The sequence below is a fragment of the Methylocaldum sp. 14B genome (assembly GCF_002005105.1).
Taxonomy (GTDB): Bacteria; Pseudomonadota; Gammaproteobacteria; order Methylococcales; family Methylococcaceae; genus Methylocaldum.
On sequence record NZ_MSCV01000006.1, the window covers coordinates 14,828 to 40,881 of the forward strand.

Here is a 26,054-nt window from a genome sequence, read left to right on the forward strand (position 1 = left end):
CGATCTTTTTTGGTTGCGGCACGAAGCGGCGGATGCTGACCCTGAACCGATCAAGTTCGCGCCATCGGGTATTATACTGTCCTATTTTCTTGAGTCTTTCTTCGCGAGTTTCGGGACGACGGGCTGCGGGTCGAGTGCGAACAGGCAACCAAGACACGGGCCATACGAAAAGACGACGTTCCGCCTTTCCAGGTCATTGAGCCAAGCCGTTTTGAACAAGAAACTTTTATTTTTCGTTACCGAAGACTGGTTCGTTTGCTCGCATTGGCTGCCCCACGTGACTGCCGCCCGTGACGCAGGCTACCAGGTCTACGTGGTGACGCGGGTACGGCAGCACAGGGCTATCATCGAAGCGCGAGGCGTCCATGTCGTTCCGCTCGAATTGTCGCGGCGCGGCCGCAATCCGATGGCGGAACTCCGGGTGATTGCCGATCTGATCAAGATTTACCGAAAGATTCGGCCCGATCTGGTGAAGCATGTCGCCATGAAGCCGGTGGTGTACGGCACCATTGCTGCGTGGTTCAGCCAGCCATGTGCCGTGGTGAATTACATGGCCGGTCTCGGCTGGCTGTTTACTTCGGACAGCGTCAAGGCGCGGCTGCTTCGTCCGGTGGTCCGTGCCGTGTTGAGGCAGCTTTTCGCACGGGGGCACGTTATCGTGGAAAACCCGGACGATTACGAGCAGATGATGAGCTTGGGGTTGCCGGCCGCCCGCGTGAGCTTGATCCGGGGCGCCGGTGTGGATCTCCGGGAATTCAGTCCGGCGGTAGAGCGCGATGGGGTCCCTTTGGTCGTCCTGCCGGCGCGCATGCTCTGGACCAAGGGGGTAGGAGAGTTCGTCACGGCCGCCGAGCGGCTGCGCGCCGAAGGCGTCGCGGCGCGATTCGTCCTGGTAGGCGATCCTGACCCCGACAATCCGGAATCGGTCTCGATCGACCAACTCGAAAGCTGGCGGCAGAAAGGGGCGGTCGAATGGTGGGGGCGGCGGGACGACATGCCTCAAGTGCTCGCCGCATGCCATATCGTCTGCCTGCCCTCATATCGGGAAGGCCTCCCCAAGGCGCTGCTCGAAGCGGCAGCCGCGGGAAAACCCATCATCACCACCGATACCCCCGGCTGTCGGGAGGTGGTCCGTCACGGCGACAACGGTCTGCTGGTACCGGCGGCGGATGCGCTCGCTCTGGCCGAAGCGCTCAAAACGTTAATCGAGGATGGGCCGCAGCGGGAGCGGATGGGGCGTCGCGGCCGGGAAATCGCGGAGACCGAATTTTCCTCGGAAAAGATAACCTCCGAAGCTTTAGCCCTGTATAATGCCGTCCTTTCGTGAGTGGTAGGTCGGCAATCCCTTGCCGACGAAGGTGTCTCCGTCAGGGGAACTTCAATTCCCCGCTACCGTCATCTTTTCGAGCAAAATAGATCCGGTTCGGGTATTGCCCCGCAGGTCTACATCGTTTCCGACGGCCTGTAGATTCATGAACATATCTTTCAGGTTGCCCGCGATGGTGATTTCCTCCACGGGGAACTGGATCTCGCCGTTCTCCACCCAAAATCCGGATGCGCCGCGGGAATAATCGCCGGTGACCGGGTTGACGCCCTGGCCCATCAGCTCGGTGACGAGAAGTCCCGTGTTCATGCGTTTCAGCAAGCCCTCTAAATCGAGTTCGCCGGGGTCGATGACGAGATTGTGCACGCCGCCGGCATTGCCGGTGGTTTTCATGCCGAGCTTGCGGGCTGAGTATGTGCTCAACACATAGGATTCGAGTATGCCGTCCTTGACGATGTGGTGAGGTCGGGTCCGAACGCCCTCGGCGTCGTAGGGTGCGCTGCCCAAGGCCTTCTTGAGGTGCGGTTCCTCGCGAATTCGTATGAAGGCCGGGAAGATCTGCTTTCCCAGATGGTCGAGCAGGAACGACGACTTCCGATAGAGATTGCCGCCGCGGATGGCGCCGATGAGATGGCCCAGCAGGCTGGACGCGATATCCGCCGCGAAGATGACCGGGCATTGCCGGGTGCTCAGCGAACGGGCGCCGAGCCGCTTTACCGTGCGCTCGGCGGCCTTTCGGCCCACCAGCTCGGCCGCTTCCATGTCTCGGGCGTCTCGCGCCACGGTCCACCAATCGTCCCGCTGCATGCTGTCGCCCCGCTGGCCGATGACCGAACAGCTCAGGCTGTGGCGGCTGGACGCATAGCCATGCAGGAATCCCAGCGAGTTGCCCAGGACTCGTAACCCTTGGAAGGTGTTGAGGCTCGCGCCCTCGGAATTGACGATTTCGGGATGAAACTGGCGTGCGGCATTTTCGCAGCCTATCGCCAGGTTTATGGCGGTTTCCGCGTCCAGGTCCCAGGGATGATAAACGTCGAGATCGGGGAACTCGGTGGCCAGCATGTCCCGGTCGGGCAATCCGGCATATTCGTCTTCGGCCGCGTATTGAGCGATCCGGCACGCGGCTTCTACGGTTTCCCGCATCGCCGTCGCGCTGAGGTCGGTGGTGCTGGCCGAACCCTTGCGCTGGCCCACGTAGACGGTGACGCCGAGTCCGCGGCTGCGATGATGTTCAATGGTTTCGACCTCGCCCATCCGCGCGGTGACGGAAAGGCCGTGCTCCAGACTGACGCCGGCCTCCGCCGAGGTGGCGCCTTGCCGCCGGGCTTCGGCCAGGCAATCCGCCACCAGGGATTTCAATTGTTCGAGTTGTTTTGCTTCACGTGCGAAAGTCGTGGGTTCCTGCACGGATGGCTCCTTCTAATCGTTAAATCGTTCGGATATAGGAACGGGTGGGGCGCTGGTCTTAAACCCGAGTACCGCCCACGGTCAGCCCGTCCACCCGCAAGGTCGGCTGGCCGACGCCCACGGGTACGCTCTGGCCGTCCTTTCCGCAGGTGCCGACGCCGGTATCGAGCTGCAAATCGTTGCCGACCATGCTGACGCGGGTCAGCACGTCCGGGCCGTTGCCGATCAGGGTCGCGCCTTTGACCGGCCGGGTGATTTTCCCGTCTTCGATCAAATAGGCTTCGCTGGCGGAGAACACGAATTTGCCCGAGGTGATGTCGACCTGGCCGCCGCCGAAGTTCTTGGCGAACAGCCCTTTTTTCACCGAACCGATGATTTCCTGCGGGTCGTGAGGTCCCGCCAGCATGTATGTATTGGTCATGCGGGGCATGGGCAGGTGGGCATAGGATTCGCGGCGGCCGTTGCCGGTCGGCGATACGCCCATGAGCCGGGCGTTGAGCTTGTCCTGCATGTAGCCCTTGAGAATGCCGTTTTCGATCAAAACCGTGCATTCCGTCGGCGTGCCTTCGTCGTCGATATTGAGCGAACCGCGCCGGCCGGGCAGGGTGCCGTCGTCGACTACCGTACAGAGCGGCGAAGCCACGCGTTCGCCGATTCGCCCGGCAAAGGCCGAAGTGCCTTTGCGGTTGAAATCGCCTTCGAGTCCGTGGCCTATCGCTTCGTGCAGCAAAACGCCCGGCCAGCCGGGTCCCAAGACCACGGTCATGGTTCCCGCGGGAGCTTCGACCGCTTCCAGATTCACCAGGGCCTGACGCACGGCTTCCCGTGCGTATTCGATGGCCCGGTCTTCTTCCAAAAAGAAGCGGTAATCGGTGCGGCCGCCACCGCCGCAGCTGCCTTGTTCGCGGCGCCCGTTTTCCTCGACGATCACGCTGACGTTGAGCCGCACAAGCGGACGCACGTCGCCGTGGAGCGCTCCGTCCTGGCCGATCACCAGAACGACTTCGTGGCTGCCGGCAAGGTTCACCATGACCTGCTCGACACGCGAATCGAGTCTCCGGCATTCCTCGTCCAGACGTTTGAGGAGGGCGATTTTCTCTTCTTCGGGCAACGATTGCAGCGGATCGATCGGCAGATAAAGCTGTGGCGGGCGATATAGGCCGGAGACTTCCCGTTTGCCCTGTGCTCCCTCTCGAGCGATGGCTCGCGCGTTCTTGGCGGCTTCGAGCAGGGTCGGCAGCGTAATTTCGTCGCTGTAGGCGAATCCGGTCTTTTCGCCGGAAACGGCGCGTACCCCGGCGCCTTGTTCTATGCTGTGGCTGCCTTCCTTCACGATGCCGTCTTCCAGCATCCAGGACTCGAACCGGGTGGATTGCAGATAGACGTCGGCGGCATCCACCGACGCGCTCAAGAGCTGTCCCATGACGCGGTCGATGTCGCCGCCTATGAGTCCAGCCGGCTCCAGCAGGGTTTGCCGGGCGATTACAAGAGGATCATGACTCATGATGAGGTGTGAGAATTAAGCTGATGATAAAAACTAGCCTACACGCCATAGCCCTCAGCGGCAATGCAGTTTGCGGTGGGTCAGGGCCGGAAACGCGGCCCGCACTTTCTGCAGCCGGTCGCGGTCGAATTCCGCAGTCACCACACCGGCGCCCTGTGGAAGGCTGCCGAGCACCTGGCCCCAAGGGTCCACGATCATGCTGTGGCCGAAGGTTTCGCGGCCGTTGACGTGAAACCCGCCCTGATTGGCGGCGACGGTGTAGCACAGGTTTTCGACCGAACGGGCGCGCACCAGGATTTCCCAGTGAGCGGCGCCGGTTTGCGCAGTAAAGGCCGAGGGAACGACGAGAATGTCCATGCCGCTGTCCGCCATCTGCCGGAACAGTTCGGGGAAGCGGAGATCGTAGCAAATCGACAAACCGAGTCGCCCGAACGGCGTGTCCAGGACCAGAGCCTCGCTGCCGGCGTCTATGGTCTTGGACTCGTGATACTGTTCGTCGGTGCCGGGCACGTTGACGTCGAACAGATGAATCTTGTCGTAGCGTCCTGCCCGCTCGCCTTTGTCGTTATAAACCAGGCAGGCAGCGCGGACTTTGCCGTTGTCGGCGCGGATCGGCATGGTGCCGCCGACCAGCCAGACCTTCAGCCGCTCCGCCGTCTGGGCGAGAAAATCCTGGATCGGTCCGGAACCGTCGGCTTCGGCTACGGCCAGTTTGTCGGCTTCGGATGTACCCATGATGGCGAAATTTTCCGGGAGCACGATCAGGGAAGCGCCCTGGGACGCGGCTTTCTCGACTAGTCGCCCCGCCTCGATGAGGTTGGCGCTGACATTGGGACTGGACGCCATCTGGATAGCGGCGAGAACCGTTTTACTCATTCGTCTTTTTCTCCGTTTCGGTGCCAAAACCTGATAAATCTTTCATGCCGCTCCAGGCCCGGTCGAGAATGTCGAGCGGCAGGTTGCGGCTAATCTTGGTGATTTGCGGTTCGTCCCAACTACCCTTGACGGCGTAGTGGGTCGCGGTGATGCTGTCCACTTCCTCGCCGACCAGTTGTTGTGCCAGAAGCACGGCAGCCCCGACTGCGGGTCCGCCGGCCAGAGCGCCCGCGATGGGCAGAGCGACGCTGGTGTGGGGTATGACGGTGACGACTTGATCCAAATCTCTCGCCACCAATCCGGCGCGGCCGTTGATGACGATCTTGGCGGGAACCGCATCGATTAGAAAACCCTTCGTTACGGCTTGACTGTTGCCGAGCTGAAAGGTTCCCAGGACGCTGTCATAGGCTAGGCCCTTGCCGAACAAATCGCTGAAATCGAAGGACAGCCTGCGCCACAACGTGTCCAAGTTTAACATACCGAGCACCCGGCCCAGCCCCGGCTCGACCTTGAGAATCGCGCCTTTGCCCAGCTTCATCCGGATGTCGCCGTTGACGCTGGCACGGGAAAATTGCTGGGGCGCGCCCGGCCAGGACAAAGTGAAGTCGACGTCGGAAGGGGTTTCCCTGACCTCGCCGGAATAACCGATGACGGTCAACAAATCACCCATGTCCTCGATGCGGAGTTTCCCCTCGATACGCGTGGATACGGTTTGGTCCGCCGACCGTGTCCAACTGCCGTGGATGTCGAAGCGGTGATTTTTGGTCCCGCCCTCGAGTGTTCTTATGATCATGCCATGAGCGTGGCGTTCGGTTTGGAGTGTGAATGGGCCTAAATCGGCGTCCTGCCAGAGTAGCCGCTTGGCATTAAGCGCCAGATTCGGTACGGCGGACGGATCGATGGGTTCGATGTTCGCCGGTCCGGCTTTATTGGCCTTCAGTTTCGGTATCTTGAGGTGTTCCAGATCGAAAGCGATCGAATCGGCCGTGGCTTTGAAGCCCCCCTTGCCGTAAGCGCTGGCGATATGGCCCCGCCAATGTCGGTCTTCGCTCTCCATGTCGATGATCAGCGGACCCAAGGTTTCTTTGTTCCAATATAGCGTCCCGACGTTCAATTCCAGTTTACGCAAGAGACCGGTACTGCCCGGTTCGTCCGAGGAGTTGGGCAGCAAGCGCCGCCATTCGGCGGCTTCGAGTTCATCCAGTCGGGCGAAGATCGCCAGGCCGGGTTCCGATGAGGAGGAGGGGAGCAGTGTTCCGATGGCGATATCGCCCCCTTCCAGCTCGATGCCGGTATCCGATTCCGAGAGCCTGAGCCGTGCGGTGACATCGTGTCCATAGCTCAGCCGAAGCGGGATCTTGCTGCCGGCGAGAATCGCCGTTTCGATGAATAGATCTTTTCTCGCTTTTTCGCGCTTTCCGAGTGGCGCCGGCAGATTCAACTCCAGGCCCGTCATTCCGGACGACAGCGACAGAACCAGCGGATCGCTTTCGGTATCGAGCGATTCCGGAATCCGGAGATTGAGCCGATAATCCGTGGCTCCCCGCGCCCATCGCCAAAGACTGCCGGGGATTTGTTCCTGCAGGTCCGACACTCCGATTCGGCCTTTGATCTCGACCGAAGTCTCGGCCTTCTGTCCCGAGATGCGGATGACGGCGGGACGATCGAACGCCGAGGCTCGAATGGCATTGGCGCTCAAACCGGTTCGCGTAAAATGCAAGGGGCCGTTGATGTGCCCCAGTTCCAGCCCGGCATCCTCGACGCGGAGGGTCGCATTTTTGAATTCCGCTTTGCCTTCGACTTCGGTATCGCCCAGTTTTTGATCGAGCGGAATGGTCAGGTTCAGCGAAATATCCGTTTCGCCGGCGGTGCTCACGAACTTGCCGAGCCGTTCAGGGATATCCCGAAGGGGAGTGTGGGCGAGAAAATCCAGGGCATCCGGCACCGTCGCGCGAGCGGTTCCGCTCAGTTTGAGCCAAGGCGAAGACTTTAGGTCCTTGGTTTCGGCGTGCGCTTCCACAATCTGGCCCTGGCCGATTCGTCCTTTGGTCGAGCCGATTTCCATGCCGGGACCGTGGAATTGCACGCGGGCGTCGGTTTGGGTCAGCGGCGGCCAGTCCGGATGAAAGCGAAGTTCGATGTTTTGCGCTTCGATCGAGGATTCGAATACGCCTTCGTTCCGATAAAACGGGAAATCGGCGATCGCGCCGTGAAACAGAAGATGGGCATTTCGGACTTGTCCGCCGATCAGCGCCTGCTCCAACCAACGCGAAGTTTGGGGGATTACGGCGAAAGGCAGGTAATTCTTGACGGCGGCCACAGTCGTTTCGCCGAGTTGCACGCGAAGATCGAGGAAGGGAGAGGCATTTGGGCTTTTCGGCAGGACGACTCCGAACCGGCCGCGTGCGGCGAGATCGGCGTTTTCGAGCGAAAGCGAACGGGATGAAATCGACCAATCCGTGTCGGTTTGCCGCCAGGACAGATCGGCCGTGGCCTTATTCAGATGAACCGGGCTCTTCAGTCCCAGCGCGGCCGGTTGGATATCCCCGTTTTCGACTGATACCGAGATCCGGCCGGTTTTGTCGGTACCGCAGAGTTTTCCGGTGAAGCCGGAAACGCCCGGAAGCGATTGCCAGGCATTCGAGCCGAAATCGTCGAATGTTCCGCACAGGGCTACGCGTTCGCCCAGCGATCTTCCGGGTGCGAAAAAGAAACTGGTATTCCGTACGGTGCCGCGCGGAGCCAAGTCCCTCAACATTCCGCCGGCTTTTTCGCCGAGCACCGGGAGAGCGTGCAAGACGGTGTTGATATCGCCCAATTCGAGGTACGACGCTGCGGCGCGTATGACGGCAGGCGTTCCGCCGGCGCGACGGGTGAGAGCGAAGGAAAGGCGGGTCTTGGGCCAGGTGTCGGTCAACGCCGGCCTGAAGCGATCGAGATCCAGTCGCCAGCCGTCGTTTTCCAGCTGCCACCTGAACCGGCTTTCCAGGGAGGCCAAAGCCAGCTGATTTTCGGTGTTTGAATCCCCATGGAAAACGAATAACGGCTTTGCGAGCTTGACGTCTCCCGTCACGGAATTCAGCGCGCCGTTCCAGTTTCCCCAAAGTCTGAAATCCGCTATTCCGGATTTCATGGCGAAACGCGGCGTCGATAAGGCGTCGGCTATCCGGGCCGTATCGATGCGCTTTCCTTCGAGGTAAAGCTTTCCGGACCACTCCTCGGCCCGGAAGAGATCGCCTTCCGCATTCAGGACAAGCCGGAATGCTTGGCCCAGACTTTGAGGCAAGATGATATCGGCACCGAGCTTATGTTTTCCGTTTTTGTTGGCAAGCCGGATATTCGCCCGTCCTAAGTGCAGAGACGGTTTGTTCCCTTGCAAATCCAGCCATTCCAGATCGCAGTCCAACAGTTCGAAGCGGCCGTCGCCCATGAGCCAGGCCGGCGGCTGGTCGCGCACGTGCAGACCTACGATGCCGATCGTGCCGTCTTGCCTGCGCCGGATCGAGAGTTTCGCTCCGATAATCTGCAGCCGGTCGAAGCTGGGTTGGCCGGTCAACAAGGTGCGAAGCGGATCGACGTCGACGCGGATTGCGGCGAATCGGATCGCCGGCTGGCCTTGCGAGTCCAGGATATGGAAGCCGTTCAGGGAAAACTCGGGATGGAAGCCATGCAGGCGGGCCGACAGTTCGTCGATTCGGACGGTTTCGCCGATCAGGAAACCGATTTCGGTTTCCAGGCGGCGGCGATACTCCGCCGCTCCGGGAAACAGCCAGAAGCGCAGGACAGTAACCGTCAGCGCCAATATGACAATGAAGCAAAGACCGAAATACAGCGCCGTTCGGTGGGTAAAACGAAGAATTCTTTTCAAAAGACGGCGCTACAGCAGGACGACATCGTATTGCTCCTGGGTATACTGCGTTTCGGCGCGGAACTTGATGCGAACCCCTAGGAATGTCTCCAGTTCCGACAAGGTGTCGGCTTCCTCGTCCAGCAGTCGCTCGACGACTTCGTTGGATGCCAGCACGAGGAGTTCCTGGACATTATATTGACGCACTTCGCGAATGACTTCGCGGAAAATCTCCATGCAGACCGTTTCCGGCGTTTTCAACACCCCGCGTCCGCTGCACGCCGGACAGGGCTCGCACAGGATGTGCTCGAGGCTCTCGCGGGTGCGCTTACGCGTCATTTCCACCAGCCCGAGCGAAGACACCTCGCTGATGGTGTTCTTGGCGTGGTCCTTTTCCAGGCTTTTTTCCAGCGCTTGCAGGACCTGCTGCTTGTGGTCCTCGTCCCGCATGTCGATGAAATCGATGATGATGATGCCGCCGAGATTGCGCAGCCGTAGCTGGCGCGCAATGGCTTGGGCCGCCTCCAGATTGGTCTTGAAGATGGTTTCTTCCAGGCTGCGTCCGCCGACGAAGGCGCCGGTGTTGACATCGATGGTCGTCATCGCCTCGGTCTGGTCGAACACCAGATGGCCGCCTGACTTGAGCATGACCCGGCGCTCCAGAGCCTTCTGTATTTCGTCCTCGACGCCGTAAAGATCGAACAAAGGCCGTTCGCCGGAATAATGCTCGACGAGGGGAGCCAGTTCCGGAACGAATTCCTTGGCGAACTTGACCAGGCGACCGTAGGTTTCGCGAGAATCGACCCGAATTTTCTCGACTCGGGCGCGGTGCAGATCGCGCAAGACCCGCATGCTGAGCGGCAGGTCCTCATGAAGCAAGGTTTTCGGCTTGACGGTCTTGATCCGCTGAGCGATGGAGTTCCACAGCTTAAGCAGGAACAGCATGTCGGTGCGGAGCGCGGTTTCTTCGATGCCCTCGGCGGCGGTGCGCGAGATGAATCCTCCGGTGGCGTGCTCCTTCTGAAAGGTTTCGATGACGGTGCGCAGCCGAATCCGTTCCTGAGCGCACTCGATGCGCTGCGATACGCCGCAGGTTCGGCTGTAAGGCATATAGACCTCGTACACCGACGGAATGGCGATTTCGGTGGTGAGCCGCGCGCCCTTGGCACCTATGGGGTCTTTGACGACTTGTACGACCAGTTCCTGCCCTTCGTGAAAAATCAGCTCGATCTGGTCGGTCGGTGTTTTCTCCCGATCGGTGGCTCCTAGATCCGATATGTGCAGGAATGCCGCCCGTTCCAGCCCGATATCCACGAAAGCGGCCTGCATGCCGGGCAGCACTCGGCAGATCTTGCCCTTGTAGATGTTGCCGACCAGCCCGCGGCGGCGGGTCCGCTCGATCAAGACCTCTTGCAAGACGCCGTTTTCGACGATGGCTACGCGAGTCTCCCGCGGTGTGACGTTGATGAGTATTTCGTCGCTCATGCGCCGGCTAGGTGGCAGAAACGTTGAGGACCGAGATCCCGACACATTTCAACAGTTCCGCCGTCTCGAAAAGCGGCAAACCCATGACGCCCGAGTAGCTGCCGGACAGATGCCGAATGAAGACCGCACCCTTGCCCTGAATGGCGTAGGCGCCGGCTTTGTCGCGGGGTTCGCCGGTGGCCCAGTAAGCTTCGATTTCTTCCTGGCTCATTCGGCGAAAGCTCACGCTGCTGACAGTCAGCGCTTCCCAATGCCGGTCGCCTTTCCGCAGCGAAACGGCGCTCAGGACCCGATGCTCCCTACCGGCCAGCTGCGAGAGCATGCGCGAAGCGTGCTCGAAATCTTGCGGCTTGCCCAAGATGTTCCCGTCCAATACGACCTCGGTATCCGCCGCCAATACCGGCAGCCTGCCGCCGCTGCTCTTCCATGTTTCGAGCGATTTTTCCGCCGCCACGCGCTGGACATAGGCTTCGGGGGACTCGTTCGGCTGCGGGTGTTCGTGAACTGCGGCCGGCATCACGTCATAGGCGATGCCGAGTTGATCGAGCAGTTCGCGGCGGCGGGGCGATGCCGACGCCAAAATAATCTGCGGACTTCGGGTGTCCATGCTATCGGTGATAAGGGTGATGCTGCAGAATGCTCCACGCCCGGTAGATCTGCTCGGCTACGATGATACGCACCACCGGGTGAGGAAAAGTCAACTTCGATAAGCTCCATCGTTGATTCGCGCGTTCCAGGCAAGCCGGAGAGAGTCCGTCCGGTCCTCCCACCAGAAGCGCCACGTCGCGTCCGCTTTCCAGCCAGCGCGCCAAAGTTGCGGCCAAGTCCGGCGTGCTCCACTCCTTTCCCGCCACATCGAGCGCGACTACATGCACATCGCGCGGCAATGCCGCCAGCATCCGCTCTCCTTCATCCTCGGTCAGTCGGACGATGTCGGCATTCTTCCCGCGTTTCGCCGGGGCGATTTCCTTCAGCGCCAGTTCGCACTCCCGGGGCAGGCGTTTGGCATACTCCGAATAAGCTTCCGTCACCCAATCCGGCATACGGTTACCGACGGCCACCAAATGAATCCGCATGTGACAGCGCGGGACAAAAAAACGAATTATAAGGCAATCGGCCTAATTTACCGACTGCGACAAATGGGGTGGCTGAAAGAAAAAGCACGTAGGATGTGCTGACCGAAGGGAAGCGCATCGGTTGCGAACGATTCGCTTCCTTGCGTCAGCGCATCCTACCGGCTCGCCATCGACGCGTTGCGAATCAAGCCAGTTGCAGCATCTTGTTCAGAGCCAGCTTGGCCCAGCGTGCGTCACCCTCGGGTACTTTGATGCGGTTGACGACGTGTCCTTCCACAAGGTTTTCCAGCACCCAGAGCAAGTGTTGCGGATCGGTTCGGAACATCGTCGAGCACATGCACACGGTCGGGGACATGAAATGAACTTCCTTGCCCTGCGGCTTGAGTTCCTCGGCCAGCCGATTGACCAGGTTGAGCTCGGTGCCCACCAGCCAGCGGGTGTTCGGCTCCGCCTCGCGTACGGTTTTCAGAATGTATTCGGTCGAGCCGATGTACTGGGCTTTCTGGCAGACTTCGAAAGAACACTCGGGATGGGCGATCACCCGTGTGTCCGGGTAACGCTCCAAAAAGCGGTCGATATGCTCGGGACGGAACATCTGATGCACCGAGCAGAAGCCCTTCCAGAGAATGATCCTCGCCCGGCGGATTTCGTCTTCGGTCAGGCCGCCCATGGGTTTGGCGAAATCCCAGGTCACCATCTCGTCGAGCGGAATGCCCATGCGATAGCCGGTGTTGCGTCCGAGGTGCTGGTCGGGAAAGAACAGCACTTTCTGCCGCTGGGCGAAGCTCCAGTCGAGAATCTTTTGGGCATTGCTGGAGGTGCAGACGATGCCGTTGTGCCGCCCGCAAAAGGCTTTCAGATCGGCCGCCGAATTGATGTAGGTCACCGGCGTCACGATTTCGTCGGGATCGAACAGTTGACCGAGTTCGCTCCAGCACCGCTCGACGGCGGCCAAGTTCGCCATGTCGGCCATCGAGCAGCCGGCCGCGAGGTCGGGGAGAATCGAGATTTGTTCGGGACGCGACAGGATATCCGCCACCTCCGCCATGAAATGCACGCCGCAGAACACGATGTACTGGGCACTGGACTTGGAGGCTTCGCGGGACAGCTTGAGGGAATCGCCGGTCAGGTCGGCGTGGCGGAACACCTCATCGCGCTGGTAATGATGGCCCAGAATCACGCAACGATCGCCGAGTTTTCGCTTCGCGGCGATGATTCGTTGCTCGCACTCGGCGTCATCCAATAGGGCAAATTGCTGTATGGCAAGAGCGGATACGGACATAATTCGGCGGTAACACGAGTGAAATATGGCAGTGTGGAGGCCGATAATAACACAGCAAAATAGTGCGTAATAGGTGTCGCGAACGGGATCGACGGTGTGGTCTTGTTGCGAATCAATCTGAGAAATGCGGACTGGCGTTTGGGATATTCCGACTCAGTTCCGCGGACGCAGTTGATTCAGGGGGGGCGCCGAATTGGCGGCGAAACGCGGTGGCGAAGTTGGCGGCACTGGTGAAACCGGCCCGGTGCGCAGCCTTGTTCACGCTAACGCTTTCGCGTTCCAGTGCGGTGCGTGCACCGTCCAGCTGAACCGCCCCGGTTTTCCCGGAGACAGTTAACGTTGAGTCAGGCCGCGATGACCGACCAGTTTCAGCTTCCGCCGCAGCAGGCCGGTCAGGGAATGGCGCCGCCATCTAATTCCGTCATCGTTGTTTCTGTGGAAGCCTCGCCAGTCTCGGCACCCGAGTTCATGGCGACGTTCCAGTCCCGCACCACGCGTTGCGCAAACGACCGCACTCCTTGATCGGCATCTCCGGCGAGTCGCTCGAATGCATCGATCACCGCACGATCGCGGAATCCCTGACTAGCGCCATGCTGCCATAAGTGGTGCGCTGCACGCTGACGGAACTCGGAGGTGCGGCCGGACGCTTGGGCGGTGGCGATCAGCGCTTCCGTAGCCCTGGGATCGTCAACGCCCTCCAGTACATCCAGCGCCTCCTCGTGCAATCGGCTATACGGCGATCGTAAGGCATCCAGGGCCCGTTCCACCGAAGCGGACAGTCGGCGCCTTTGAGCCTCTTCGAAAAGTTTCTGCTGGGCTTCGGGATCTCTTGCTTCGTCCGGATCGATCCCCGCGTACGATCCGGGCAGTGGGCGGAACTCGTCCAGGCTCTTAGGCTCGCCGGGAGCGGGTTTCGGCTCCGCGGCGATCAGCCGGAGCGTGTCCGCGCTGCCCGGATTTCCCAGGACTCGCGTCACCCAACGTCCTTGGTTGTCGGGATAAGCTACGAAGGAATAACCGTCGAGCAGTCGTCGCAGCGCCTCGGGCACGTCGAGGTCGGCGAACGTCACCGATACCTTTCGGCGGTCGGCTTCCGCCTCGCCGATGAGGAAGCGGATTCCGGCGGCGGCCCCGACTTCTTCCAGGCAACGCTGCAAGGTTTGATTTTCGCAGCGCAGGCTCAGGCGCTGATCGGTATAGCGCGCTTCGGGCTCAACCGTGGAAGTGGCCGGAAGCGCTTCGCCGCAAACTCCCGCCAACAGTGCGACGGCTCCTAAAATGGTTTTCCGGTGGATCATGATCACAAGACCTCGTTCGGTGTGGGTTCGCCCGTTACTTTCGCCATGCCCCGCCGGGCACGACGGCGCTTTTACCTTGAAAGCAACCGGGATGCCATCGCCTCGAAGACTGGACACACGCGCGCCGAATTCCCGCACTCGGGAAGCTCGCCAGGCAGGGTGACGCGCTTCGGATTGGGTTCCCCCTCGGTCGCCCCCCTCAAATCAGCGCCATTTTTACGCCATATCGTTTTGTGTACGAAATATCGTAATTCCTCGACGGATTACGATCGGCTCGCTGCCCCATGCTCTTAGGCATAACCCAGTCAATTCAGTCGCTTACATGAGGAGGCGAGTGTTGGCCCGCGGTTTGCGCCAGTACGCATCGTCACCGTACCCGAAAAGAAATCTCTTTACATACATTCAGGAGACGAGCCGTGAACACTCTTAAAACACTGACCGCCTGGTTCCTTACCGCAGCCACCGCCCTGGGAAGCACGGTTTCCCTGGCCATCGACAACTCCGCCTATTCGCACGACGCCGACAACGGCGCCCGCAATCCGCAGTGGATGAGTTCGCTGCCCGATAGCCGCAAGTTCAGCGAACTATCCGTGCCGGGAACCCACGACACCATGGCGTTGTACGGCGGCGACTATGCTCAGGCGCAATCCATGTCGCTCGCGAAACAACTCGATGCGGGCATCCGGGCACTGGATATCCGCTGCCGCCATTACGAAAACACTTTCCAGATCTATCACGGCTTCGTGTACCAGTTTGCGAGCTTCGAGACCGTGCTGGACGCCGTGCAGCAGTTCCTGAATCAAAACCCCCGGGAAACCGTTTACATGTATATCCAGTCGGAAACCACAGACATCACGCCGGCCAAGGGAAACACCCGGTCCTTCGCCGAAACCTTCGACGACTACAAGTCCCGGTATCCCGGTCTGTTCTGGGAGTATACCGGCGAGAATCCGACCCTGGGCGAAACCCGAGGCAAGGTCGTCGTCATTCAGAATTTCTATCACTCGCCCGCAGTGGGTCTCGATTACGACCGCTTCGTCAAGCGGGATAACGATTGGAAAGTCAGCACCAACTGGAAACTCTACGACAAATGGACCTCGGTCAAATCCCAGCTCCAACTGGCCGCGACGGCGTCGACCGATACGGTTTTTTCCATCGGCTTGAACGGCGCCGAAATCGCTTTTCCCTACTTCGTCGCCAGCGGCCATAGCTCGCCGGGCACCAACGCGCCCCAACTGATGACCGGCCTGACCACGCCGGGCTGGAAGGACTGGTATCCGGATTTTCCGCGGGTCAACTGCGTGTTGGGCATCTGCTCCATCGCCTTTCTGGGCACCAACCAGTTGACCAACCTTTGGCTTCTGACGCAGCGGATGACGGTGGACCTGCTCAACATGGACCCGAGAAACAAAGACCGGGAGCGCATCCCCTATCCCCGCGTCGGCCTCATCTGGGCCGATTTTCCCGGTAGAAGCTTGATCGAGAACATCATCGCGCTGAATCGCAGGTAGTCTCGAGCGGTGGAGCACATGAAGGGGTGGCAAGATGAGGAGGCATTGCCACCCCTCTTATTATCTTGGCACACCGTGAAAAGCATCGCTCATGCTGAAACTGGAAATAAAATGGGGTACATCGTTCCGCTTGGAATCCATTCCATTGCGCAATGCTGTCTGAGGCGGTTCGAAAAAGCATGACCGTTTCACGCGGAGACTTTTTTCAGACCTGGAAATAAGCCGAGCTGCACGAGAACTACGCATACTCGGCATCGCACGAGCCCGCCGTCCGCGAATTGAGATGCCTGCCGGCATCCTCTATTCTTAGCGACTTTAATGAAATTGGCCGATTCGTGCTCAATAAGACGATAACCGGCGGGCGGAGATGTGAACCTAATCCAGCAATTGTTATTGACGGTCGGCCTGGGTTTGATGGCTGTTTCGGTTAAGGGAAGCGATCTGGGCCTGAGCGACGAACCTTTATTAAAAGAATTTCATTTGGCGGATTTCGACGGTAAGGCGGACGAAGCCGCCTTATTGAGCGATTGGAAGATCATAGTGGAGCGACAACCGGCCAGCATGGCGTTTCGGCTGGGCGAAGACCGAACAAACGGTGTTTCGGGGAAGTCCCTCCAGGTGAGATACGCCTTGCCGCCGTCGGCCGATTCGGTGGATCTCCCGGAAACCAGCGGCGAGTTCAGCGCGTCGCTGAATTTGAACTCGCTGGATGCGGCGGACTACGATCATTTGAGGTTCTGGGTCAAGGGAGATCCGGCCGAGGGTTTCAACCCCGAGTTCGAGGTGCAGTTTCGCCGTCCGGAACCGGCAGGGAGCGGGATGAAGGAAGTCGGCAGCTTTATGGTGAGCGGTATTACCGATCAATGGAAACAGGTCGTCGTGCCTTTGAATTACATGATCGGCATCAAGGACTGGAGCCAATTGTCTTCCTTCGTCATTACTTTTTCGCCGCGCGAGATGCGCGTCCATAATGGGGCCTATTGGATCGACGATATCGCGCTGATCAAAACCGGCAAACCGGGGCCCGGCACCGGCGATCTGGTCATCGCCGAAAAGAAGAAAGCCTGGGAAGACGCTTTAGGCGGCGAAGCGGCGGCGCGTCCCAAACTGCGGGAGCGACTGGCCGGCTGGCCCGCTACGCCCTTGATCGACGGCAAAACCCTGCCTGCCGACGAGCGGGAATTTCTCCGCCGCATCGCGCAGGATACCTGGCGCGGCCTCGACGCTTTGACCGACAAGCTGCACGGTTTGCCGCTGGATCGCGTGCATTTCGGCAACGGCTCCGTCGATCTCTCGGTTTCGAAAATCGGCGATTACACTAGCGTCACCAATATCGGTTTTCATTTTCTAGCGGTGGTTGCCGCTCACGAGCTCGGATTCATTACCCGCGAGCAGGCGCTGGAACGGCTCGCGGCGACGCTCGCGACCTTGGAAGTTCTGGAAACCTATCGGGGCTTTTATTTCAATTACTACAACACCACGACACTGGAGCGTACCAGCAATTTCGTCTCGTTCGTGGATTCGTCCTGGCTGACGGCGGGTCTCGTCGTTGCGCGGCAGACGTTTCCGGAGTTCGCTGCCCGTTGCACGCGGCTGATCGAAAACGGCAACTACCGTTTTTTTTACGATCCCGACCATAAGCTCATGTCCCACGGGTATTATGTGAACATGGCCTTGCGGTCGACCTTCCATTACGGGGTGTTTTACGCCGAATCCCGCATCGGAAGCTTGATTGCCATCGGCAAGGGCGATGTTCCCGAGGAACACTGGTTCAGGATGGCGCGCACCCTGCCGGCGGAATTCGATTGGCAGTCGCTTACGCCTCTGGAGCGCACGGAGAAGAGCGTGAACGGTTTTTGCTGGATCGGCGGCTATTACCAATGGCGGGATTACCGCTATGTGCCTTCGTGGGGAGGCAGTTTGTTCGAGGCGCTGATGCCGGCGCTGGTGCTGGATGAAGCGCAGCACGCACCGGGCAGCCTCGGCTACAACGGCAAAGTGCATACCGACATACAGCGGGCATACGCGCTGGAGTCGCTCGGTTATCCGGTCTGGGGCATGTCGCCCAGTTCTACGCCGGGCGCGGACCGCTATTCGGAGTATGGCGTAAAGTTTCTCGGTGCGGCGGGCTACGGCGAGGGCGTGGTGACGCCTCATGCGGCGGCCCTGGCCCTGCTCACCGAACCCTCCGAAGCGGCGGTCAATTTGCGGAAACTGATCGAACTTTATCCCATTTACGGCGATTTCGGATTCTACGACGCGGTGAATCCGGTGACGGGCGAAGTGGCGTACAACTATCTGTGCCTGAATCAGGCGATGATTCTCGTGGCTCTGGCGGACCATCTCGCCGACCATGCGGTGCAGAAGCGCTTCGCGGCCGATCCGATCGTACAACGGGCCTTGCCCCTGATCGGCTTCGAGAAGTTCGTCGATCAGGCGCCTTGACCGTGGCATCGACAGCGAAGCTTATCCGCACCTTCGATCGCGGCGCAGCGCGCCGAAACGTCCATCATCCACTTTAGGCCTGTCGAGGATGACCAGCGTCGAATTCGAGCACGTCGATAAAACCTATCCGAATGGCCATCGGGCCATTTCCGACCTGAGTCTCCGCATCGAGGACGGCGAGCTGATGGTTTTCGTCGGTCCCTCGGGTTGCGGCAAATCCACCCTGCTGAGACTGCTCGCGGGACTCGAGGAGGTCACCGGGGGAATCATAAGAATCGGCGACCGCGTGGCGAACGAGCTCAGTCCGCAGCAGCGGAATATCGCCATGGTGTTCCAGGATTATGCCTTGTACCCGACCATGACTGTGCGCGGCAATCTCGAATTTCCCTTGAAGATGCGGAAGCTCTCCAAGGAGGAAATCAGACGGCGGGTAGGCTGGGCCGCGGACATGCTCGGATTGGGGGATGTCATGGACCGCTTGCCCAAGCAGCTTTCCGGCGGCCAGCGTCAGCGTGTCGCCATGGGGCGGGCGCTGGTGCGGGAGCCGACGGTGTTCTTGCTCGACGAACCGCTATCGAATCTCGATGCGAAGCTGCGCACTCAGGTTCGGGCGGAAATCGGCGATCTGCAGCGGCGCACGGGCGCAACCATGATCTATGTCACTCACGACCAGGTGGAGGCCATGACCTTGGGGCAGCGTATCGCCGTGCTGGATCAAGGCCGCATTCAGCAGGTGGCCAATCCCAAGGAACTGTATGAGCATCCGGCGAATGCCTTCGTCGCGGGATTTATCGGCAACCCGCCGATGAATTTGTTTACCGCGGAATTGCGAAAGGACTTAGACGGACGCTTGCAACTCTTGGTCAACGGACAAGCCCTCCTGGTGTTGCCCGACAAGTGCGCGGCAAGCCTTCGCGACCGCGGCTTGCCGGTAACCGCGGGTTTTCGCCCGGAAGCCGTGCGTTTGTCGGAAGAGGGCGGAAACGGCTTTCCGGCCGTAGTCGTCAACGCGGAATACCTGGGCCACGAGACTTTGCTTCACTTTCGTCCCGGACGCGCCAGCGATCAACTGTCGGATGCGCCGGTCTGGACGGCAAGACTGCCCGGATTGCATCTCTTCTCCAAGGATGAGGCCGTTCGCTTGACGGTATCGCCGGATCAAATTTACTTGTTCGATTAGCTGAACGAACGGGATAAGCGCCTGTCGGATATTTATTCGCCGCCGGCTTTATCTATAAAGTAGCTGCCACGCCTAAGCCGGGGTAGTCATGATCGACTGGAAACAACCGGCATTTTTTCTTGAACTGCTGGTCATTCTGACCAGTTCGCTGGTCAGTGTCGTCGTTTTTCGGCGTTTCCGCATTCCGGACATTCTGGCTTATCTATTCGCCGGCGCCGTGATTGGGCCTTATGCGCTGGGCCTGGTGAAAGACGACGCGAATATCCGTCTCTTCTCCGATCTGGGCGTCACCTTCCTGCTATTCGATCTGGGGCTCGAATTCTCTCTGCCCAGGCTGCTCGCTCTGCGCCGGTCGGTGTTCGGCTTGGGGGTATTGCAACTGACCCTTACGATCGCCGTAATGTCCGGCGTCCTGATCTGGTTCGGCGGTTATTCGTCCGCCGCCTCTCTGGTGATCGCCGGTGCGCTGACGGTGTCGTCGACCGCGATCATCGTGCGGGAATTAAATGAGCTGAGACTCATCAATCGGCACCACGCCCAGCTGTCCATAAGCGTTTCGATTCTTCAGGATCTCGCCGCTGTAATTCTTTTGATACTCATTCCGGCGCTCGCCGTTACCCCCGATCAACCGGTTTACCGGCAAATCGCGTGGACTCTCGGATCGAGTCTGCTCTTGGGAGGTTTTCTTCTCGGCGTGGCGCGATGGGTGTTGCCGCACGTTTTCTATGAGATCACCAAGATTCAATCCGAAGAAATCTTCGTGCTGACGACTCTGGTAATCGTATTGCTCTCCGGTTGGTTGATGAGTGCCTTTGGCCTATCGATGGCGCTCGGCGCCTTCATCATCGGGGTCATGCTGGGCGAGAGCGAATTCCGCCATCAGGTCGAGATGAGCATACGGCCGTTCCGCGATATCTTGATGGGACTGTTTTTCGCGAGTCTCGGCATGAAGCTCGACATCGGGCTGTTGAGCGGCGAGTGGTCCATGCTCCTGATCGGTACCGCCTTGGTGGTACTGGGCAAATGGGCCATCACAGTCGCATCGGCTCTGATCGTCGGCGAATCCTTCCCCACCGCCTGCAAGGCCGGGCTGCTGTTGGCTCAGGTGAGCGAGTTCGGTTTCGCCCTGATCGCCTTGGCCACCGAAGTGGGCATACTCGCCACGGACACCAGTTCACGGGTGCTTTTGATTGCCTGGGCCACTATGGTTTTGAGTCCCGTGCTGATCCGCTACAACTTCGAAATCAGCGAAGCTCTGGCCGGAATGGCAGGGCAGCGGTTCTCGGCGCGCGACAGAGAAAGCGAGCATATCCCGCCGGATTTGAGCGATCACGTGATCCTTGCCGGTTATGGTAGGGTCGGGCAAATGATCGGGAGATTTTTGCGGACCAACCAGATTTCGTTCATCGCGATGGATATCGACAGCGAGCAGGTCAAAAAAGGGCGTAAGGACGGCGAGTTGGTGATTTACGGGAGTTGCGACCGGATCGAACTGCTCGAGCGTTGCCACATCGCCCGCGCGCGCCTGGCGATCCTAACCTTCAAATCGCTTAAGGAAGCCCAGCGAGCGGTTTCGAAAATACGCTCGTCGGGCTATGCGCTGCCCATCATCGTCAGGACCCAGCACCACAGCGATTACACCGGCTTGATCATGGCCGGCGCCAATCACGTGGTGCCCGAGATGTTCGAGGCCAGCCTGCTGATTGCGGCGGAAGTTCTGACCATGCTCGGTTTTTCAAAAGGCGAGGTCGAGGAGCAAATCGACGCCGAGCGGAAGCGCCATAGGCATTTGAGGTGGACTAGTAGGCTCGGATGACGAAGGATCCCGCCATTTCCGCGAAAATGCCCGTTTTCGTTTCCCAACCCAACTTACATGTTGGGTTCACGACGCGCTCCGGAGGGAAAGAAGGCATTATCTTTCTCGACCATTTTGTGTGACGTGGTCCGGAAGTCCGCTGACGCCGGTTTTAAAAGCGTAGGACGCTAACGATTGGCGATGCCGTGCGGTACGTGGCCGGTGGCGACGTGGAGGCAGGCGGATTCGCAATGGCCTTTTTGGTCGTCGAAAAAAATGTCCGCGCCGAACGCCCGCAGAAACGGGCCTTTATCCATCCCGCCCAGAAACAGCGCTTCGTCGATGCGGATGTTCCAGGCGCGCAAGGTACGGACCACCCGTTCGTGGGCGGGAGCCGCGCGGGCCGTTACGAGAGCGGTCCGGATCGGCGACTGGTCCGGGCCGAACAGGGTCTGAATTTGGTGGAGCGCGGCCAGAAAGGCTTTGAACGGGCCGCCGGAGAGCGGATTTCGCGCCTCGGTAATTTCATTTTCAGTAAACGCTTGCAGCCCGTCGGAGCGATAGATACGCTCCGATTCGTCGGAAAACAGCACGGCATCGCCGTCGAAAGCGATCCTCAGTTGCTCGGATTCGTTCGCGGACTTGCTGGCCGACATGATGGTCGCCGCCGCGTATCCGGCATCCAAGGCCTTGGCCACGTCCTCCGCGTTCGCGGAGAGAAACAGGTGCGCGCCGAAAGCCGCGATGTAATTGAAAGGCGATTGGCCGCTGGTGAATGCCGCGCGACAGATATCGAGCTCATGATGCCGAATCGAGTTGAAAACCCTAAGTCCGGTATCCGCGCTATTGCGCGACAGCAGGATGACCTCGACCATCGGGGCGGCCAATACCCGGTTCAGCGCCAGGAGTTTCTTGACCAGCGAAAAAGCCACGCCCGGCGCCAAGACGCTGTCTTCGTGCTCGACCTGGTACCGGCAGAAGGCTTCTTTGCCGTCCTGTTCGAAAATAGCGTGGGATTCGTCCAAGTCGAATAGCGCTCTGGACGAGATGGCCACCACCAGTTTCTTATCCTGTTTGGTAAGCTTGGCTGTCAAATCTGGAAGACTGGTCACGTCGCGAAAAAATCCATAGAAAAATAATTCGTAACGTCAATGCGGGCACTAATAGCAATCTGAGGGGTCTTAGCTGCTGTTTTGCGGTCTGTTGCTTCGCCCAGCCGAGGGAGCTTCGAAAAGCCGTTTGGTTAAGCGATCAATATATACATTTTTTTTCTGCTGCCGCAAAATCTGTCCTCCTTTTATGAACGTGCCAAAATTATTCAATTGTCAATTTACCTAAGACTATAACAAAGCGTCAGCCATGAAAGATTTATTGCGTAGCAAGTATTCACTTCTTTTCTTATTCCTCTTCATCATCCTGCTTTATGTCCTTTTGGACAAAGCAGTGCTTCCTTTCGTGATGAAAGTGGTCGAATCGGATGTGTTCTTTGAGCAAGAAACGGAAGAAGAACAGTTGGGTAACGTCAAAAATGAACGTACCGACTTCGCGCTGATGCACTGCAAAAATTCGATGAAAGAAGAGGGTATGTTGCCTGAAAATGCCGACTTTCTCGACGCCAAGTACGATGCGTGGGCCTTGGGCAATCGAACCTACATCATTCGTTCAGGCATCAGGGTGGTCGATCCCGAGAAGGGACAGATGGAGAGGAAGTTTGCTTGCAAAATCCGTTTGGTCGAGAACGACCCGACGGATTTCAAGAATTGGTCGATTCTGGGTATCGATTTCCACTCGGAAGACGAGGAGGAATAAGTACCCGGCCGGGGTTTCCGGAAAATCCGTAGTGGCGGATTAAAGATCCGGCGGAAAAACGCCGGATCTTTAATCCGGATCTGAGTAGCCCGTCGGCGTCGGCATTAACCCGGCGGCCAGCTCATCGGGCGTCCGCCGAGAACGTGGAGGTGGAGGTGGTAGACCTCTTGGCCGGAATCCCCTCGGCAATTGATGACCGTGCGGTAGCCCGATTCCGCGATGCCTTCGGATCGGGCGACTTTCCTGGCCGCTTGCAGTAGCTCGGAAGCCAATACCGAGTCGGCCTCGGGCAGATCGTCGAGAGTCGGGATGTGCCGCTTCGGTATGATCAGCACATGAACCGGCGCACGCGGCCGAATATCCCGAAACGCCAGCACGTGATCGTTCTCGTATACCACCGCAGGCTTGATGTCGCCGGCGACCATCTTGCAAAACAGACAATCCGTCATCGTTTCCTCCGCTGGGTCTAACCTAGAAACGGGAATAGTAAGGCTGGACAGTCGGAATCCCTAGGGCTTTTCTACACCATCAAAGCGGTCAACTGCCGTCTCGAGGTTCAAAAGTCTTTGCGGCCGTCGAACGCATGTGCCAAGGTGGCGCCGTCGACGTATTCCAGTTCGCCGCCGAAGGGTACGCCGTAGGCTATGCGGGTCGTCCGAACTCCGTTCTTCCTCGCCATCTCGCTGATGTAGTGAGCTGTGGCTTCTCCTTCCACCGTGGTATTGGTGGCTAGGATGATTTCCGCGACTTCGCCCGACCTCAACCGCTGTTCCAACAAATCGAGGCGCAACTCCTCCGGGCCGATGCCATCCAGCGGAGAAAGCCTTCCGTTGAGCACGAAAAAGAGACCCTTGAATCCGGTTGCCTGACTGATTGCATAAACCTCGGCAGGCGTTTCTACGATGCACAACTGCGTTCTGTCGCGATTGGGACTGGCGCAGATATTACACAGTTCGCCTTCGGTCAAGGTGCGGCATAGCGCGCAATGTCCGATTTTTTCGAGAGCGGAAAGCAGGGATTCGGCGAGACTCCGCGCGCCTTGCCGGTCGCGCTGAAGAAGATAGAACGTCATCCGCTGGGCCGATTTCGGACCCACGCCCGGCAGGCAGCGCAGGGCTTGCATCAATTGGGACAAGGCCCCGGTCTTTGGCATTGGCGATAGAGCGGTCGAATGTTAGGGCAGGACTCGTTCAAAACGGAAGTTTGAATCCGGCGGGCAGCTCGATACCGCCGGTTAAAGCCGACATTTTTTCCTGTTTGAGGCGATTGACCCGGTTTACCGCGTCATTTACGGCGGCGGCGACCAAGTCTTCCAACATGTCGCGATCGTCTCTTACCAGACTTTCGTCGATGCTGACCTTTTTCACTTCCTTTTTGCCGTTCATGACGACCTTGACCAGTCCGCCGCCCGATTCGCCTTGAACTTCCAAAGCGGCTAATTCCTCCTGGGCCTTCTGCAGGTTTTCCTGCATCTTCTGCGCCTGCTGCATGAGATTGGCGAGCGGGTTTTTCATGGGATTCTCCGTCAGTCAATGGGTTTGGTGGAACCTGGGATGATACGGGCGTCGAAACGCTCTTTCAGTGCCCTGATGTTCTCGTCTTGCTCTATTTCGATTTCCGCGGTCCGCTGGCGTTCCTCTTTTTCGCGTTGAATCAGCGAAGCAGGCGTTTCCCGTCCGGGCGCCTCGATTTTGATCGTCAGTTTCAAAGGACTTCGGAAATAATCCCTCAGAGCCTTTTCCAGGTTGGCCTCCACCCGGCTGACGCGGAGGTGAGCATGTTGTGGATCGAGCACCAGGATACAGGATTTTTCGTCCAGGTCTTGCAATACGCAATTGTTCGCCAGTTCGCGAGTCAGTCCGGCGACGCCCATCGCCTGGATCAGTCCGTGCCAGTCATGGCTCGATCCGATTCGAGACGCGGGCGGCGCAGGAGCTGTTCCGATCTCGGTCTTAATCGGTTCGGGAGCAGGCTCGGCTTCGACCTGAGTCGGCATGGAGACGGGGCTGGCGTCGAGCGGACGAGCAATTTTCGGCGGATCGGTTTTCCGTGGGGGAGCCGCGTCGACGGCACTCCGCAGGTCCGCAGATTTCGTCGCCGGACGAAAGGCCAGCATGCGCAGCATCACCATTTCGAAACCCGAGCGCGGATCGGGGGCGAGCGGCAAGTCCCGCTGTCCGATCAAGCCGATCTGATAAAACAGCTGCAAATCCTCTGCGCCGATCCGTTGTGCGAGATTCAAAATCAGGTCGGCGTCGTCCTCCCGCTTGATCGCCTCGGGAATCCATTGGGCGAGCGATGCATGGTGCAGGATGATCAGGATTTGTTGCAGCACGTCGGCGAAATTCGGCGTGTGCTCCGCCATCTGCTCGATGTGCCGGAGCAAGGTTGCGGCATCGCCTTCGGCCAGTGCCGAAAGAAGCTCGAAGACCGGATGCCTCGCCACGGTGCCCAGCATCAGGCTGACTTCGGCTTCCCTGAGCCGGCCGCCGCCGTGGACGATTGCCTGATCGAGAAGACTCAGCCCGTCGCGCATGGAGCCTTCCGCGGCACGGGCTAGCAGCTTCACGGCGGCGGCCTCGTATTCGATGCTCTCGCGCCTTAGGATTTCTTCCATCTGGGCGCGAATCTGATCCGGCGTCAGCCGCTTCAAATTGAATTGCAGGCATCGCGACAGCACCGTGACCGGAATTTTCTGCGGATCGGTCGTGGCCAGCAGGAATTTGATGTGGGGCGGCGGTTCTTCAAGCGTCTTGAGCAGGGCATTGAAGCTATGCCCCGAAAGCATGTGCACTTCGTCGATCAAGTAGACCTTGTACCGCCCCTGGTTGGGGGCGTACTGCACGTTTTCGAGCAGGTCGCGGGTATCTTCGACTTTGGTGCGCGAAGCGGCATCCACTTCGATCAAATCGACGAAGCGGCCTTCGTCCACTTCGCGGCAGATCACGCACTCGCCGCACGGGTCGTAAGTTTTTCGATCCTCGCAATTGAGCGCCTTGGCCAGGATTCGAGCGATGGTGGTTTTGCCGACGCCGCGGGTGCCGGTGAAGAGATAGGCATGGTGCATACGGTCGAATTCGAGCGCGTGGGTCAACGCTCGGACCACATGCTCCTGGCCTACGATTTCGCTAAAAGTGCGGGGTCGCCATTTCCGGGCTAGGGCCTGATACGGCATTCTGGGTTTGTGCACGCTATCGACCGGGATGAATGAATTA

General features: G+C 59.1%; 20 protein-coding genes. 6 read left to right on the plus strand and 14 right to left on the minus strand.

Annotated elements, in window-relative coordinates; genetic code table 11:
- Window positions 1-211: 211 nt before the first annotated feature.
- Window positions 212-1,327 (plus strand): glycosyltransferase family 4 protein, encoded by a 1,116-nt coding sequence (locus tag B2A78_RS05660; RefSeq protein WP_156879589.1) that lies wholly within the window; start codon window positions 212-214, stop codon window positions 1,325-1,327.
- Between the two features lie 51 nt (window positions 1,328-1,378).
- On the opposite strand, the gene pmbA is transcribed toward B2A78_RS05660, so the two are convergent.
- The 9 genes from pmbA to B2A78_RS05710 all read right to left on the minus strand — a co-directional run bounded on the left by pmbA (window position 1,379) and on the right by B2A78_RS05710 (window position 14,099).
- On the minus strand, window positions 1,379-2,731 hold the full coding sequence (gene pmbA, locus B2A78_RS05665) for a metalloprotease PmbA (protein WP_077728942.1): 1,353 nt from the start codon (window positions 2,729-2,731) through the stop codon (window positions 1,379-1,381).
- A gap of 58 nt (window positions 2,732-2,789) precedes the next feature.
- The gene (gene tldD, locus B2A78_RS05670) at window positions 2,790-4,235 is read right to left on the minus strand and encodes a metalloprotease TldD (RefSeq protein WP_077728943.1); all 1,446 of its coding nucleotides are present in this window, start codon (window positions 4,233-4,235) and stop codon (window positions 2,790-2,792) included.
- Between the two features lie 54 nt (window positions 4,236-4,289).
- Entirely contained in the window at window positions 4,290-5,111 is an 822-nt protein-coding gene (locus B2A78_RS05675; protein ID WP_077728944.1) for a carbon-nitrogen hydrolase family protein, read from the minus strand.
- Complete coding sequence (locus B2A78_RS05680) at window positions 5,104-8,979, minus strand: YhdP family protein (protein WP_077728945.1); 3,876 nt, start codon at window positions 8,977-8,979, stop codon at window positions 5,104-5,106. Before B2A78_RS05680 ends, B2A78_RS05675 begins: the two co-directional genes overlap by 8 nt.
- A 9-nt stretch (window positions 8,980-8,988) precedes the next feature.
- Window positions 8,989-10,443: a ribonuclease G gene (rng, locus tag B2A78_RS05685; protein ID WP_077728946.1), complete on the minus strand. Its 1,455-nt coding sequence runs from the start codon at window positions 10,441-10,443 to the stop codon at window positions 8,989-8,991.
- A gap of 7 nt (window positions 10,444-10,450) precedes the next feature.
- Entirely contained in the window at window positions 10,451-11,050 is a 600-nt protein-coding gene (locus B2A78_RS05690) for a nucleoside triphosphate pyrophosphatase (protein WP_077728947.1), read from the minus strand.
- 1 nt (window position 11,051) lies between these two features.
- On the minus strand, window positions 11,052-11,519 hold the full coding sequence (rlmH, locus tag B2A78_RS05695; RefSeq protein WP_077728948.1) for a 23S rRNA (pseudouridine(1915)-N(3))-methyltransferase RlmH: 468 nt from the start codon (window positions 11,517-11,519) through the stop codon (window positions 11,052-11,054).
- A gap of 184 nt (window positions 11,520-11,703) precedes the next feature.
- Window positions 11,704-12,801 (minus strand): quinolinate synthase NadA, encoded by a 1,098-nt coding sequence (gene nadA, locus B2A78_RS05700; RefSeq protein ID WP_077728949.1) that lies wholly within the window; start codon window positions 12,799-12,801, stop codon window positions 11,704-11,706.
- Window positions 12,802-13,193: 392 nt separating this feature from the next.
- Window positions 13,194-14,099, minus strand: coding sequence for a hypothetical protein (locus tag B2A78_RS05710; RefSeq protein WP_143735082.1), 906 nt, complete (start codon window positions 14,097-14,099; stop codon window positions 13,194-13,196).
- 416 nt (window positions 14,100-14,515) lie between these two features.
- Here B2A78_RS05710 and B2A78_RS05715 point away from each other — a divergent pair, with 416 nt between their 5' ends.
- The 4 genes from B2A78_RS05715 to B2A78_RS05730 all read left to right on the plus strand — a co-directional run bounded on the left by B2A78_RS05715 (window position 14,516) and on the right by B2A78_RS05730 (window position 21,051).
- Window positions 14,516-15,610 carry a phosphatidylinositol-specific phospholipase C gene (locus B2A78_RS05715; RefSeq protein WP_077728952.1) on the plus strand — a complete coding sequence of 365 codons (1,095 nt, stop codon included), beginning with the start codon at window positions 14,516-14,518 and terminating at the stop codon, window positions 15,608-15,610.
- Window positions 15,611-15,979: 369 nt separating this feature from the next.
- On the plus strand, window positions 15,980-18,055 hold the full coding sequence (locus B2A78_RS05720; RefSeq protein WP_143735083.1) for a glucoamylase family protein: 2,076 nt from the start codon (window positions 15,980-15,982) through the stop codon (window positions 18,053-18,055).
- Between the two features lie 88 nt (window positions 18,056-18,143).
- Window positions 18,144-19,235 (plus strand): ABC transporter ATP-binding protein, encoded by a 1,092-nt coding sequence (locus B2A78_RS05725; protein ID WP_077728954.1) that lies wholly within the window; start codon window positions 18,144-18,146, stop codon window positions 19,233-19,235.
- An 88-nt stretch (window positions 19,236-19,323) separates the two neighbouring features.
- Window positions 19,324-21,051, plus strand: a complete 1,728-nt coding sequence (locus B2A78_RS05730; protein WP_077728955.1) for a cation:proton antiporter — start codon at window positions 19,324-19,326, stop codon at window positions 21,049-21,051.
- Window positions 21,052-21,218: 167 nt separating this feature from the next.
- On the opposite strand, the gene B2A78_RS05735 is transcribed toward B2A78_RS05730, so the two are convergent.
- The gene (locus B2A78_RS05735) at window positions 21,219-22,142 is read right to left on the minus strand and encodes a 5'-nucleotidase (protein WP_240502422.1); all 924 of its coding nucleotides are present in this window, start codon (window positions 22,140-22,142) and stop codon (window positions 21,219-21,221) included.
- A 247-nt stretch (window positions 22,143-22,389) separates the two neighbouring features.
- Here B2A78_RS05735 and B2A78_RS05740 point away from each other — a divergent pair, with 247 nt between their 5' ends.
- Window positions 22,390-22,839: a hypothetical protein gene (locus tag B2A78_RS05740; RefSeq protein ID WP_240502423.1), complete on the plus strand. Its 450-nt coding sequence runs from the start codon at window positions 22,390-22,392 to the stop codon at window positions 22,837-22,839.
- Window positions 22,840-22,943: 104 nt separating this feature from the next.
- Here B2A78_RS05740 and B2A78_RS05745 read toward each other — a convergent pair whose 3' ends face one another.
- The 4 genes from B2A78_RS05745 to dnaX form a co-directional block, all read right to left on the minus strand.
- Window positions 22,944-23,288: a histidine triad nucleotide-binding protein gene (locus tag B2A78_RS05745; RefSeq protein WP_077728957.1), complete on the minus strand. Its 345-nt coding sequence runs from the start codon at window positions 23,286-23,288 to the stop codon at window positions 22,944-22,946.
- 107 nt (window positions 23,289-23,395) lie between these two features.
- Window positions 23,396-23,992, minus strand: coding sequence for a recombination mediator RecR (gene recR, locus B2A78_RS05750; protein WP_077728958.1), 597 nt, complete (start codon window positions 23,990-23,992; stop codon window positions 23,396-23,398).
- Between the two features lie 37 nt (window positions 23,993-24,029).
- Window positions 24,030-24,353: a YbaB/EbfC family nucleoid-associated protein gene (locus B2A78_RS05755; protein ID WP_077728959.1), complete on the minus strand. Its 324-nt coding sequence runs from the start codon at window positions 24,351-24,353 to the stop codon at window positions 24,030-24,032.
- Window positions 24,354-24,364: 11 nt separating this feature from the next.
- The gene (gene dnaX / locus B2A78_RS05760; RefSeq protein ID WP_077728960.1) at window positions 24,365-26,014 is read right to left on the minus strand and encodes a DNA polymerase III subunit gamma/tau; all 1,650 of its coding nucleotides are present in this window, start codon (window positions 26,012-26,014) and stop codon (window positions 24,365-24,367) included.
- Window positions 26,015-26,054 lie beyond the last annotated feature (40 nt).

What these genes read in the sequence shown, in the direction of transcription:
- B2A78_RS05740 (WP_240502423.1), top strand. Translation starts at nt 22,390, where the DNA reads ATGAAAGATTTATTGCGTAGCAAGTATTCACTTCTTTTCTTATTCCTC.
- dnaX (WP_077728960.1), bottom strand. Translation starts at nt 26,014, where the DNA reads ATGCCGTATCAGGCCCTAGCCCGGAAATGGCGACCCCGCACTTTTAGC.
- recR (WP_077728958.1), bottom strand. Translation starts at nt 23,992, where the DNA reads ATGCCAAAGACCGGGGCCTTGTCCCAATTGATGCAAGCCCTGCGCTGC.
- tldD (WP_077728943.1), bottom strand. Translation starts at nt 4,235, where the DNA reads ATGAGTCATGATCCTCTTGTAATCGCCCGGCAAACCCTGCTGGAGCCG.
- B2A78_RS05725 (WP_077728954.1), top strand. Translation starts at nt 18,144, where the DNA reads ATGACCAGCGTCGAATTCGAGCACGTCGATAAAACCTATCCGAATGGC.
- B2A78_RS05675 (WP_077728944.1), bottom strand. Translation starts at nt 5,111, where the DNA reads ATGAGTAAAACGGTTCTCGCCGCTATCCAGATGGCGTCCAGTCCCAAT.
- B2A78_RS05755 (WP_077728959.1), bottom strand. Translation starts at nt 24,353, where the DNA reads ATGAAAAACCCGCTCGCCAATCTCATGCAGCAGGCGCAGAAGATGCAG.
- rlmH (WP_077728948.1), bottom strand. Translation starts at nt 11,519, where the DNA reads ATGCGGATTCATTTGGTGGCCGTCGGTAACCGTATGCCGGATTGGGTG.
- B2A78_RS05745 (WP_077728957.1), bottom strand. Translation starts at nt 23,288, where the DNA reads ATGACGGATTGTCTGTTTTGCAAGATGGTCGCCGGCGACATCAAGCCT.
- rng (WP_077728946.1), bottom strand. Translation starts at nt 10,443, where the DNA reads ATGAGCGACGAAATACTCATCAACGTCACACCGCGGGAGACTCGCGTA.
- nadA (WP_077728949.1), bottom strand. Translation starts at nt 12,801, where the DNA reads ATGTCCGTATCCGCTCTTGCCATACAGCAATTTGCCCTATTGGATGAC.
- B2A78_RS05730 (WP_077728955.1), top strand. Translation starts at nt 19,324, where the DNA reads ATGATCGACTGGAAACAACCGGCATTTTTTCTTGAACTGCTGGTCATT.
- B2A78_RS05710 (WP_143735082.1), bottom strand. Translation starts at nt 14,099, where the DNA reads ATGATCCACCGGAAAACCATTTTAGGAGCCGTCGCACTGTTGGCGGGA.
- B2A78_RS05690 (WP_077728947.1), bottom strand. Translation starts at nt 11,050, where the DNA reads ATGGACACCCGAAGTCCGCAGATTATTTTGGCGTCGGCATCGCCCCGC.